Source organism: Candidatus Nomurabacteria bacterium (assembly GCA_020632395.1).
Taxonomy (GTDB): Bacteria; Patescibacteriota; Dojkabacteria; order SC72; family JAHDCA01; genus JACKFQ01.
Genome location: JACKFQ010000001.1, coordinates 366,846 through 378,466, shown reverse-complemented (window position 1 = coordinate 378,466; position 11,621 = coordinate 366,846). Strand labels below are relative to the sequence as shown.

The following is an 11,621-nucleotide window of genomic DNA, read 5'->3' as shown; positions in this document are numbered from 1 at the left end:
TTGGTTTGAAGCTTTAAATATTTACGTGACTTTAGTCGATAAAAAAATACCACCCTTTCGGGTGGTATTTGTATTCGTATTCTCTCGTGAATTGGACCTCTACATATATACACAATCGAATCTTTGATTGTATACATGTGTAGAGAGAAGTGAAGATGGGTGATTAAGGCGGCCGCCTGTTTGACCAAGCGGCCACCTTTCTTCTTAAATCTCTCATGACCGCTCTACCGGTTGTTCTCCAGCGCCTCGCGCAGGTCAACCCAATCTTCTTGAGCATCCGTCCGATTTTCGGTCGCATCAACGAAGTCATCTCCGAAATATTCTACAACCATGCATCCCTCAGGAGCATCTTGGCCGATGAACATCTCTGCGTCTTCATTGACACCCCAAAAATATTGGTCAATACCAATCACACCATGCAGGCCATCATAGCCGCCTGAGCAGTGTATCGAAACGGGACTCTGAAGGTGGCGGAAATCGGCCGCTGTAAACGTATGCCCGGCTTTAGGGAAGAACGCATTGGTCAGAGACTGATAGGGCGAACCGTTTGCCGTCAGGAAGGTATGTAAGGTGACCGAATCGGGGTCACACATGTCTGCCCTACCGTCCTGCGCTTGCGTCTCGTCGAACAGCCATTCTGCACCGACTGCACCGAGCACCTGATCGCAATTCGCGTCGCCGCTACCGTTCTGCCCGCCGCCAAAATCGCCTTCATTGTAGCCATAGCCTTCGCCGGCATCTTCGCGTTCGACTTTCTGCACCGGCAAGTCTACTACTTCTTCTTGCGCCTCTGAAATCAGCGTACCGCCCCAAAAGGCGCCGCCGGTGAGGGCTAAGCAGGTGATCGGCCCACAGCAGAGCAACATCAGAGCTAAGATGACTCCGATAATCCAACGTCCTACATTGCTGTTATTTCCTTGTTCCATTTGTCACCTCTCATCGATTTTTTTCTCTCATTTCCCCTTTGGGGTCGACATATGCTCACGCATATGTGTCGGGCAATACCATTGCTGGTATTAGAGAGTGCCCGGATCTGTGAAAAGTTGCTTCTTAATCCGCTATCATGCGGTAAGGTGTCAACTTCTCTTTTATCAACGAGCCATCATGCTCGATGAAAGGACCGATCAAGCCCTATCAGCTGTCCCGTCGCTCGGGAACTCTCGAGTTGTTTCCGAACAACACGAGCCAACTGAGACTATTTCTCCTCTCGGATACGTCGGTGTCAACCGAAGCCGTTTCTTAAGCCAATGATAGCGAGGCTTAAGTGTATTTCTTTCTTATACCGATCATCGGATCTCGGTATAAGGCATAGCCGGTTTTATCTCCATGTCCTTGCTAAAGGGCATGCTGCAATATGTGGCAGCCATGGAGCGTTCGAAACTATCTATTTCATTACGACAGTTTCATCGCTAATCAGGTAACCCCTGTGAAGGGCCTACGAAGGTAGTATCTCGACGAATCGAGGCTTACCTCTACCTGGAGTTTGACCGTAGTCGCACTCTTTTTCTCGTGGTGCTAACCACGCACTGATTGGAAGCTCCGTCTTACCTAATTGTTCCACTACTCGTTCTCCACGTAGGAGTTTGAGAGGGCTAGGTTTGACCTACTTCTCTGAGAACTTGCCCTGCAAGCTCAATCAGAACTTTCTATGACGCACCTTAAAAAGGTGGTGGAAAATCTCTTTTCCCTTCTAGAAAGCTAGCAAAAGATGATCTGAAGATCATCTTCAAATAGCTTCCTAGAAAGCATAGTAAATATAAGGTGAAATTCTCAATGAATAACTTTGCAAATGCACTAAACTAAATAGAGAATTCTATTTTTCCCATCTTCACTTCTTTTCTGATGAATATATATGAGGGTGAACCGATGAATACATCGAGTCATTCCACTCAAATCCACCAGTTTTTAATGTGCGAGATATATGATTTATATCTCTATCACATTATCGCACATATAGTACCTAATGTCAATGACTATAGGGTGCTCTGTGCTGTTGTTTATTTGAAGACACGATCATCAATAGAATCAATATATGCCTGACTAGAAGCGGATGTAGAGTTGTATCTCCAGTCAATATTTTGATATGTAACATCTGATGGGATCTGAATTGAAATAGCTCCTATAATATTTGGAGAGTCTATCATTGCTTGGTGACATTCTTCATACCACCTAGCCTTATTACCACCTATTTCAGAAGAACCGTATTCAGCTACGATAACAGGTTTGTTATATTTTGAAGCTGCTTTGTACTGCTCTGTAAGCAGTTCATCGCACGTAAACCATTTCTCCCATGTTTCTCCTAGTTTCGTACCATGATTTAGTACCGATAAGCCTATGATATCAACATAATTGTCACCTGGATAATATCTTGGACTCCACTCTGATTGAATCCACATTGGATTCCACATAAACCTAACATTATCTACTTCTAGCTCGTCAAAAATTCTCCATATTCTCCGATACGCTTGTACGTATCGGATAGGATCGCCTTGCCATGGATACCAGTTTAATTCGCCTTCAGGTGTCGATTGTTCATGTGCGAACCGTAAAATTATATCCATATCTGAGGCCTTTGCCTCCGTAGCCCATTGTGCAATGTATTCATCGTGTTCACCGTCGATAATTGATTGCAGTGAATAATCTGGCTGTATTCTAGTTGGGTTAATAAAATCCCTTTCCCAAGGCTCCCACGTTATTATCGCAGTTGCCTGTAAATCATCTACTTGTTTTACAATATATGTAGGAAAATCTCGATACTGCTCATCCCATGCTTGAAAGAAGAGGAGATATTCCATCTTGTGCCCTATATTTTCTTCATGTGCTACTACCAGGTCAAAAGTGTCATATTGTAGCTCAGGTAAATAAACTCCTAGACCTATCCTACCCTCGGTATTCAGTTCGATTGTGCTTGTAACACTTTCTTCGTCAAAGTCGTATTCATCTAAATCTACAGGATTTAGTAGACTCCCACCTGATACTCCACCAGTATCTGATCTACTATCAAGAGTAATACCAGTTATCTCAGATATAATCTGATAGCTCTTCTCTCTTCCCAGTATCTGATACACGAGTGTTAGTGAGAAAAGCAGTAATGTTAAAGTAAATAGTACTCGCGATATATATAATTTTATCTTTTCAGTCTTCATGAGCTAATAATACTATAGGTTGTATATGTGGTATATACATGTTATAATAGGTTATAGGATAAATAAACCAATTTCATACGTATAAATATGAATAATTTTATCAGAAATTTAGAAATCAAAATAGTTGGATTAATCGTCCTTGTATCTGGTACATTGTACCTTTCTTGGATGTTCATGTCATTAAACTGGGATAATCCAGTGTTGGCTTTGCTATTTGCATTGGCCAACATACTCGCTGCAATATCTATATTTATAGCTATTATAAACTACACCTCATTTAGTATTCCTGAAGTTAGGTTAATTGAAGAAGATGATGAACTTCCTATTGTGGGTGTAATAATTCCCACTTATAAAGAACCTGTCGATATGGTACGTAGGACAGCTGTATCTGTACTTACACAAAACTATCCTGAAGATAAAATCGTACTGATTATAAGTGATGATGCTCATGATGTTGCTGTAAAGGCGATGGTTCATAACTTGGATGCACAATATGTTAATGCAAATATCTTATACTTTGAACCGCCACTGAAAGATGATCCAAATAGGCGTGGTGAAGCTAAATCAGGAAATCTTAATGCTGTTTATGATAAATTGCTCGAACTTGAGGATATTCAATATATTGAGACTAGAGATGCTGATGACGAGGTTGGACACCCAGATTTCTTACGTCATGCACTTGCGCATTTGATACATAATACTGATGCTGCATATGTTCAAACAATTAAGGAAGTAGCAACGACTCCAGGTGATCCATTTGGTAACTTAGAGGGATTCTTTTATAGAAGTTTGATGTTATCTAAAAATAAAACTAAATCTGTATTTCCATGTGGTTCAGGTTTAGTATGGAGAAAAGATGCTTTAGTTTCAATTGGCGGATTCCCAATCTGGAATGTAGTTGAGGATTTTCAATCAGGTGCCGAAGCTATGAGAAGAGGATGGCGAGGTATATTTATACCGATTGTTGGTGCTATTGGCCAAGTCTCACCTGAAGATATTGAAAGCTTGTATAAGCAAAGGGGAACATGGGCTTTAGACTCAATCAGATATATGCTTTATGGTGATAAAAGTGGCATGAATATTAGACAAAAATTGAATATGATTGAACCTGGTCTTGCTTATATTACTAGCATTGCATCAATAATCTTCGCTCTTATACCGGTAATGAGCTTACTATTTGGTATAGGACCATTATCGGTTGATTCGTTTGAATACTTCTTATATTTAGGTCCATATATGCTATCTATGAATCTGTTTATGTATCTTAGAGCCTTAAGATCAGGTGTATCTATGGGTAGTATTATCAGATCTTACCAAACGCTCTTCGGATTAAGCCCTGTATACTTCAGAGCATTTCTACAGGCATTGAAATTTGGAAGAAATAGAAAACCAAAATACATCGTGACAAGAAAGACTCATAAGCATGGAGTGTACCTTAAGGATGTATATATCCAGCTCGTTGTTGTTATGCTACTGTTCTTATCGATTACAGGTGAATTTTCTCAATACTTCCACTATGGTGAAAGCATTGATTTCTTTACAACAATTTGGGCTGTGTTCTACTTATACCTTTTCCAGAGGATTGTAATGAATAGTATTCATGGTGTAACGGTATCATCACTATTGGGTATCAAAAAACAGAAATACATCTTTCAGAATGCATAATCATTGGAGGTTTGCTTCGTAGACTTGATTCAATAATTGTTTTGATGCAAAAAAAAACGGCCGGAGCCGTTTTTTTATTTTCTTGCTATTGCTTTAGTGAGTTTATAGCTCGATATTAGTGTAATAGCTGCTATTAGTGCTGCAATTACTCCAATATAGAAAAGCTTATTAATATCACCTAAGGCAATTGCAGTATCAACATCAGTTACATCATGTACTCCATAGACTGAAGTTCCAGTTCCACCGTCGGCATACACCTTAGATGCAGCTGTCATGAGTGATAATCCAATCGTTGATACGATTGCAAAAGCTTTTTTCATGATCTAAAGAGCTAATAATTCAATTACGTTGCAATTATAGCATATTATAGGGTATCTGTCAATTGCTCTTTTGGTGCATTAGTTAGTTTTGCATAGCTAAGGATACGTTGGTCTGAAGGTATAAATAGCTTGCAAGTGTATAGTATGAGATCAGCGTTATAATCATTTATCGCGGTTGATTCACTATTCTTGTATACTTCGTATATGTACTCTCTCTGCTCCCAATAGATCTTTATTATATCTCCTTTCTTTAACTCTGGTAGTAGTAAGAATGATTTCTTAGTTTTTTCTTCTGCAGTCCAGCCAATACCACCCCACCTGTGTGAAGCAATGATGACAGGTCCATCGAACGTATCTGGTCTTGCAAAATCAGGTATCAGCCATGGTCCGTTGTTAAGTGCTTTAACTGAATCAGTTCCTCCATAGATTTTTGAGTCAATGCCAAGCGTTGGTATTATGATACGATTTTGTTTAGGTAAGTCTTCATTGAATTCAGGTCTAGGGTCAATTGGTTCTGGATCTGGTATCGGTTCTGGCTCCGGTTCGGAAATATCATCATCAGTGTCTATATCTGTGAGAGTACTGTAGGCTACGATATCTTCAGAGATATTACTGTCGAGTGTAGTTAATTCACGTGATGTCGAATTTGGATCAAGTCCATACCAGAAGCTCGGAATAAGTGGTATTGAAAGAAATAGCATGGCTACACCCAATGCAAGTCCGGCTAGAAATAGATCAAACCAAAGAAAGGCACGAATTACGTTTTTTTGATATTTTTTCACGCTGATATTCCTAGCACACTTAATCTATTGATATACTACTCTTAATAGGAGTATATATTGGAATTATTCTTGTGTTAAGAACTTAGATTACATTTGTGTCGAGCTTCCACCTGGCTAACTGGATAGAATCACTCCAATCCTCGCCTTCTGTTCACTGTTTAGCGATTCATCAATTGTGCTTAAGTAATCGTCAAGGGTTTCATTGTATGTAGAACTGTAAATGCTCAATAAGTCTTCTTTGCCTACTATTTGGGCTATTTTGTGCCAATATTCTGCGATTTGGTTACTTCTAGCATCAATATCTACGTTATCAATGGATTCTGAGGTATTGATGTGCTCTTTTGCACTTAAGATCGTTGATTTCTCAGTGTTTTGGGAATGTTCGACTATTTTTTTTGTAGCCTTCTCTTCTACAATAGTAAGGAACTGTACAACTCTATTGCTCGCTTCTGCCTCAGCATATCCTACAATGAGAAATATTTGCATCAATTGCTGAATAATATCTGTAAATTCAGGTTGGTTGTTCATGAAAACGCCCTTAGATATAAGCTATTATGCTGGTAGTGGCCTAGCATTAACTCTTCTGTGATTCCCTTGTGTTGTACTCACATTTGCAAGTTGAGCACTTTTCTCTTCTAAATCTTCATAATATTCAATAACAGGAGGTAAACTCTTGTCAAATTTCCAATACGAATACCCTGCAGCTAAAGCATAAAGTATACCTATTGGATTAAGTGACGCTAACGCTACAATTGCACTTATGCTGAATCCACCAGCCTTAAATAGCTCTACATACCTTTCCAACCAACGTAAATTTTTAGGAAGTTCACGTAATGAATTACTTGTAAACCAAGCATCAGATTGTGCTACAGTTCGGCTTTCTACTCCTCCTACTAGCTCTATTTGTCTTTGTGCACTGTATCCAGATGCATATCTGGCGATACCAAATGCTAATCCTACAGCAATTCCAATAGGTGTTGAACCTGCAATAACAGTTGCTAGTACAGTTACCGGTAGTGCACTTGCTAACCCTACCCATTTGGCGCGTACTGCATGTTTGTGAGCAGCTTCATAAGTCATAGAATTAGCCATTAATGCCTCTTCTTTATGTCTCCAACCATCAAAGAAATCTACAGCACCAGGTATTGCTATTCCTGTGATACCAATATCTGCGACAGCATCAACGACTTCTAATCCGACCTCAATGACACCAGCGGTCTGTTCAACTCGTCCTTGTGCATATCTTGCTTCGGAATTAACAGCATGTTCAGCGAACCATTGGTCCGAAGGCGTTATTGGAACTGTTTCAATAGTACTTGTCATAATAGCTACATTGTATACTATGGGGCTATTGCGGTAAAGATCCTTCATCCCCTGCATTCGCAGTTGAAGTGCACCACTTGAGGAATAGGATCATAGCATATTTAGCTCCTTTCTCAATGCCCGCAAGGGTGTTAAATAGTTTAACGCCTCCGGCATAAATCCCCGACCGTAAGGTCGGTTGGGGATGAAGTTGCTCCTGAATCGTGTAGTTTGTAAAATGTGGAATGAAATTAACCCGCATCGCACACTGTGTGTACCATTGTGAATACCATATCGTGTTAGTTACAAAATATCGTCGCAAGGTATTTAATAACGGAGTTTTTGCTTATGTCGAGAGTAAGTTGGCGGAGTTTTGTAAATATTACCCACAGGTTAGTATTGAGGAAGTTAACCATGATGAAGATCACATACATCTTTTAGTATCAATTCCGCCAACAATGCGTGTTGGGAAAGTAGTCGGTTTGTTGAAAAGTAACACAGCAGTAGGTTTGAAGCAAAAATTCCCGTTCTTGAAGCAAGTGTATTGGGGAACAGATTCCATTTGGTCAGAGGGATATTTTGTAACAACAGTGAAAGCAAATGAGTCTGTAATTCGTAAATATATTATCCGTCAGGGTCAAGAAGATTCAGGACAAACTTTGTTTGAATAGCCGAAACCCCGACCGTAAGGTCGCGGGAGCGGCTTCATACATTTCATAGGTCGGTTATTTATGTTCTTCTCTAATAATTTAATCTGCCTCAAACTTAACTGGGCCAAGTCAGTTCCTTTAGGTAAATATCTCCTAATTACACCAATACGGTTTTCTACCGAGCCCTTTTCCCAACTACTATACGGATGACAGAAGTAATACTTAGTGTTAAGTTCTTGAGATATTTGTTCGTGTTTTGCATTTTCTAACCCATTGTCTGAGGTTATTGTCTTAGGTTTGTATCTCTTAAGAAGCCTAAGCATATTCTGTGTATTTGTAGATGCCTTTTTGTTAGGTATCCTGGCTATTTTAATGTATCTAGTCTTACGCTCAATGTTTACAAGAAGGGAGTGTTGTTTACCCCTTGGACTTTCCATTAGGTCTGTCTCCCAATGTCCGTATTCAATTCGTGAGGCTATTTCTTTAGGCCTCTCCTCTATGCTAATTGCATTGTTAATGCGGTTTTCACGTGTAGAGGATCTACCACTCCATTTCTGTCGCCTCTTTCTCTTGTATGTGAGATAATTCCACAACTGGTACTTTCTATTATCTTTGTGGTAGATGTACCTGTATATCGTTTCGTGGTGGATACAAAGCCCTGTTTCCGACTTCAACTTTGCGGAGATGGTTTCAGGGCTCCACTGCTCCTCTCTTAGCTTTTCACGAACGTACAGGAGTATTTCCGGAGATTTTAATGGGGCTTTTCTTCTTTGTTTTTTGCCTCGTTTGAAGTATTTGTTGTGTGCCTTAATGGGGATGTATTCTCCGTAGATATATGGAGCATTGCGTTTATATTCCCTGGATAGGGTTGTGTGAGACCTATTGAGTTTTATTGCTATTTGTCTAAAGGACATACCTTTCTCACGCAATGCATACAATCTCTCCCTTTCCTCAAGGCTGAGTTGTTTGTGATGCACTGTCTTTCTTACTTAAGTTAAATACAAAGTATTTTAACTCAAGTGGTGCACTTCGTTTGCGGAGTCAGGTGGCGGACCTAAGCTCATCCAGCTGCCAATTCGAGCTGTGAAAACCGCTATACTACTCAAGTATTCAGTAGCTGGAACTTGCTTGCAGACCGTCGTCTCCTAAAGGCTCCATTTACCCTCTCGTTATAGAACCTGGTTGTTGCGACATCCTTCGCCTTCAACCAGGGGTGCTTCATGGGACTCCCATCTATATGTAGCTGTTTCCATTCATTGAAGGGCATTCTTGTTCGTCCCTCACGGCACTCCTTCTTCCACGCAGAGATCTCCGGGTCACTTATGGTTATAGGTACATGGTGGGCAATAGTTCTTTCATCAATGACCATCTTCAACCCCTGTAAACGAAGCTTCTCAGTGATCAGTATGTCATGGAACCCATAGGCTCCAGGCTCTCCAAATGGATGTGAACCAAGGTTTTTCAAGTCGGACTTTCTCATCACCATACAAGCACCGTAAAGATACCCTTCTGGTGGTATCTCGCGTAGTTGTAGATCTTTATACGGGTATCTGTCTTCTCTATAGGGGTTAGCTAGGTATAGATCATCTCCGAATACAGAGGTTCCATCGTACTCTGGTGATAGGATACCGATCTTAGCATACCCACACATAGTTCTTATTATATGCTCAGGATCAAAATTGACCAATCTCGTATCATCATCCATTGGAACAAAGAATGGTGTTGATGAGGTCATAAGTGCATAGTTGGGCATAATGGACAAATGCGTTGGTAATTGATATCAGATCATGGGGTTTTAGTCTCTTGTGATTTGAAATGAAAATACCAGTGAACGAGATTCATCTTCCTTTCTCGATTAAGTCCCCGATGCTTACCTATGCGCTCCTTGAGATAGGTAAACTCAGCCTCCAAACCGTTGGTGTCTTTACTCAGTCCAGGATGATCCAAATACAGAAACATATTGTCCAGAGAGTTCCGAAGGTGCCTAAAAGCCTTCCGAACGTTTCTGTGGGTGTACCACCAGGTACGCTTACCGTCATCTGTTGTCGCATATGTTCTCTGATTAATAAAATCTGAATATCTATCCTCAAATCTGAAAAGCCATCTGATCCAAATCTCCTTCTCATCATGGTTTGGAATCTTGTTTACAAATTTCACAATCTCCAAAAGTTTCTGGCCTGCTTCTGTTTGGGGATTTCTAGTCAGCAAGGTCTGACATCTCCGTTGTATGTGCACCAGACAGTACTGATGTGGAATGTCAGGATGTATTGTTTTAACCGCAGAAACAATACTTGAGTGCTTGTCACTAGTAATTCCAAGTACTATGTAGTTCCTCAGTCTGATTTGACCTAGGTTCCTGATGTAATCAAAGTATCTTTCTTTTTCTACACAGTCCCAGAAGATGACTTTCTGTTCTACCTTGTATGCTAGGGTACATCCCCATCTCTTCCAGTAAGTACCATCCGCTTTTAGAAATACATACACGAGTTGTTTTTGATATATTGGTGGTGGAGGATTGTCTAGAAAATCGTGAAATCTTCGACGAAGTGTCTTTTCTGAACTACCTGACGGAAAGACGGTATTGTTTAAAAAACTGACAGTCGTTCCCTCTAAGATCCAACTCCTAAATGCCTTCTTTGTACAGATTCCCCTTCCATATTTTCTGCCTGGTAAACGTCTTGATACACCGTTCACACCGGTATCTTTTAGTCCCGTTTCGATTGGCTCCCCAACCGATGCAGGAACCGCCACAGATGGGACATTTGAGAGTACTTTTTTTTCATAGTAGGGTATATTCTAACAGTTATCCCCTTCACAACAGCAGAAGTACACACTTTTACCAACGCATTTGTCCATTATGCCAATAATTGCATGTTTATCGATAGCTACTGGTTCTATATTGGAATTGCGATTGTTGGAAGTCCTCAAATCTCAAGGATCTGTCGAAAAGGAATATATTAAACAAAAGATCTCATATGTAGAATACACTACTGGGTATCAATTTGTTGTACATTTGTTTTTACAACGGTTATTACCTCATATTCTATTTCAAGGGGCACTTCATCTGTGTTCTCAAGGCATCCACCCCTACTCGCTCCACCACCGCCAATGCCAGCTCTCGTGAGCATATCCTGTAACCCACTCCTGTCCAGCAGGATATGACAAGCGAAAGCCGTATGTTGGTGCATTCTCTGCCAACCATGCCGCTGCCACTGTACCGTGAAAAAGCCGCTCCCACAGCATCGCCCGCAGCAGACGTACTAAAATCAACAACAGTACCCAACTGATGCTCACTATGACCCGGTCTTGCCGACACCTGGTCTGCTGCATCCACATTCCCACCATTGTACGAAACCCAGTAGTTGTAGGTACTGGCTTGAGTGGAATATGAGCGGTAAGCCGATACTATCGAAAGGTCTATACCCGCATTTTGGGCGGCAGCTCCTAGTTGTGTGAGCGCGGGGATCATCTCGGACCTGACATAGATCGTTCCTTGCTTATTCGAAGGAATGCGGATTCCCGAGATGTTTTGTAGGAGCGTGAGATTGGGTGGAACATAGTCCGAAGCAAGCTTATTACCCTTATTTACCACAGTCGAGAGAGTCACTGCAGATGCCGGAATAGTGTTAATGATCGCGGGATAGCTCCACCAGTTATTGGTGGATGAGGGGGACGGTTGGGTGTCAGATGGAGGTTGAGACTCTGGTGATGGGTCGGTTGCGGGTTGGGGTTCAGATGATTGGTCGGATAATTTTT

General features: G+C 40.9%; 12 protein-coding genes. 2 read left to right on the top strand and 10 right to left on the bottom strand.

Features of this window, described 5'->3' with window-relative positions; all coding sequences use genetic code 11:
- Window positions 1-224: 224 nt before the first annotated feature.
- Together H6763_01785 and H6763_01780 are read right to left on the bottom strand one after the other, a co-directional pair.
- The gene (locus H6763_01785) at window positions 225-926 is read right to left on the bottom strand and encodes a hypothetical protein (protein ID MCB9803538.1); all 702 of its coding nucleotides are present in this window, start codon (window positions 924-926) and stop codon (window positions 225-227) included.
- A 1,071-nt stretch (window positions 927-1,997) separates the two neighbouring features.
- Complete coding sequence (locus H6763_01780; protein ID MCB9803537.1) at window positions 1,998-3,146, bottom strand: hypothetical protein; 1,149 nt, start codon at window positions 3,144-3,146, stop codon at window positions 1,998-2,000.
- Window positions 3,147-3,233: 87 nt separating this feature from the next.
- On the opposite strand from H6763_01780, the gene H6763_01775 reads away from it, so the two are divergent.
- A complete protein-coding gene (locus H6763_01775; GenBank protein ID MCB9803536.1) occupies window positions 3,234-4,811 on the top strand; it encodes a glycosyltransferase in 1,578 nt (525 codons plus the stop codon).
- Window positions 4,812-4,885: 74 nt separating this feature from the next.
- Here the strand turns inward: H6763_01775 and H6763_01770 are convergent, their stop codons facing one another.
- From H6763_01770 to H6763_01755, 4 genes are all read right to left on the bottom strand, one after another.
- Window positions 4,886-5,131, bottom strand: a complete 246-nt coding sequence (locus H6763_01770) for a hypothetical protein (GenBank protein ID MCB9803535.1) — start codon at window positions 5,129-5,131, stop codon at window positions 4,886-4,888.
- Window positions 5,132-5,175: 44 nt separating this feature from the next.
- Window positions 5,176-5,913 (bottom strand): sortase, encoded by a 738-nt coding sequence (locus H6763_01765; protein ID MCB9803534.1) that lies wholly within the window; start codon window positions 5,911-5,913, stop codon window positions 5,176-5,178.
- A 114-nt stretch (window positions 5,914-6,027) separates the two neighbouring features.
- Window positions 6,028-6,399, bottom strand: coding sequence for a hypothetical protein (locus H6763_01760; protein MCB9803533.1), 372 nt, complete (start codon window positions 6,397-6,399; stop codon window positions 6,028-6,030).
- A gap of 66 nt (window positions 6,400-6,465) precedes the next feature.
- Entirely contained in the window at window positions 6,466-7,236 is a 771-nt protein-coding gene (locus tag H6763_01755) for a hypothetical protein (GenBank protein ID MCB9803532.1), read from the bottom strand.
- A gap of 224 nt (window positions 7,237-7,460) precedes the next feature.
- Between H6763_01755 and tnpA the strand changes: the two genes are divergently transcribed.
- Window positions 7,461-7,886 carry an IS200/IS605 family transposase gene (gene tnpA, locus H6763_01750; GenBank protein ID MCB9803531.1) on the top strand — a complete coding sequence of 142 codons (426 nt, stop codon included), beginning with the start codon at window positions 7,461-7,463 and terminating at the stop codon, window positions 7,884-7,886.
- On the opposite strand, the gene H6763_01745 is transcribed toward tnpA, so the two are convergent.
- The 4 genes from H6763_01745 to H6763_01730 form a co-directional block, all read right to left on the bottom strand.
- Window positions 7,853-8,842 carry an IS30 family transposase gene (locus H6763_01745; GenBank protein MCB9803530.1) on the bottom strand — a complete coding sequence of 330 codons (990 nt, stop codon included), beginning with the start codon at window positions 8,840-8,842 and terminating at the stop codon, window positions 7,853-7,855. The genes tnpA and H6763_01745 overlap by 34 nt on opposite strands.
- A 125-nt stretch (window positions 8,843-8,967) precedes the next feature.
- Entirely contained in the window at window positions 8,968-9,618 is a 651-nt protein-coding gene (locus tag H6763_01740; GenBank protein ID MCB9803529.1) for a hypothetical protein, read from the bottom strand.
- A gap of 32 nt (window positions 9,619-9,650) precedes the next feature.
- A complete protein-coding gene (locus H6763_01735) occupies window positions 9,651-10,616 on the bottom strand; it encodes a transposase (GenBank protein MCB9803528.1) in 966 nt (321 codons plus the stop codon).
- A gap of 336 nt (window positions 10,617-10,952) precedes the next feature.
- Entirely contained in the window at window positions 10,953-11,210 is a 258-nt protein-coding gene (locus tag H6763_01730; protein MCB9803527.1) for a D-alanyl-D-alanine carboxypeptidase family protein, read from the bottom strand.
- Between the last annotated feature and the right edge of the window lie 411 nt (window positions 11,211-11,621).

Coding starts and splice junctions, on each gene's coding strand:
- H6763_01785 (MCB9803538.1), bottom strand. CDS start 926: ATGGAACAAGGAAATAACAGCAATGTAGGACGTTGGATTATCGGAGTC.
- H6763_01780 (MCB9803537.1), bottom strand. CDS start 3,146: ATGAAGACTGAAAAGATAAAATTATATATATCGCGAGTACTATTTACT.
- H6763_01775 (MCB9803536.1), top strand. CDS start 3,234: ATGAATAATTTTATCAGAAATTTAGAAATCAAAATAGTTGGATTAATC.
- H6763_01770 (MCB9803535.1), bottom strand. CDS start 5,131: ATGAAAAAAGCTTTTGCAATCGTATCAACGATTGGATTATCACTCATG.
- H6763_01760 (MCB9803533.1), bottom strand. CDS start 6,399: ATGCAAATATTTCTCATTGTAGGATATGCTGAGGCAGAAGCGAGCAAT.
- H6763_01755 (MCB9803532.1), bottom strand. CDS start 7,236: ATGACAAGTACTATTGAAACAGTTCCAATAACGCCTTCGGACCAATGG.
- tnpA (MCB9803531.1), top strand. CDS start 7,461: ATGAAATTAACCCGCATCGCACACTGTGTGTACCATTGTGAATACCAT.
- H6763_01740 (MCB9803529.1), bottom strand. CDS start 9,618: ATGCCCAACTATGCACTTATGACCTCATCAACACCATTCTTTGTTCCA.
- H6763_01730 (MCB9803527.1), bottom strand. CDS start 11,210: ATGGTGGGAATGTGGATGCAGCAGACCAGGTGTCGGCAAGACCGGGTC.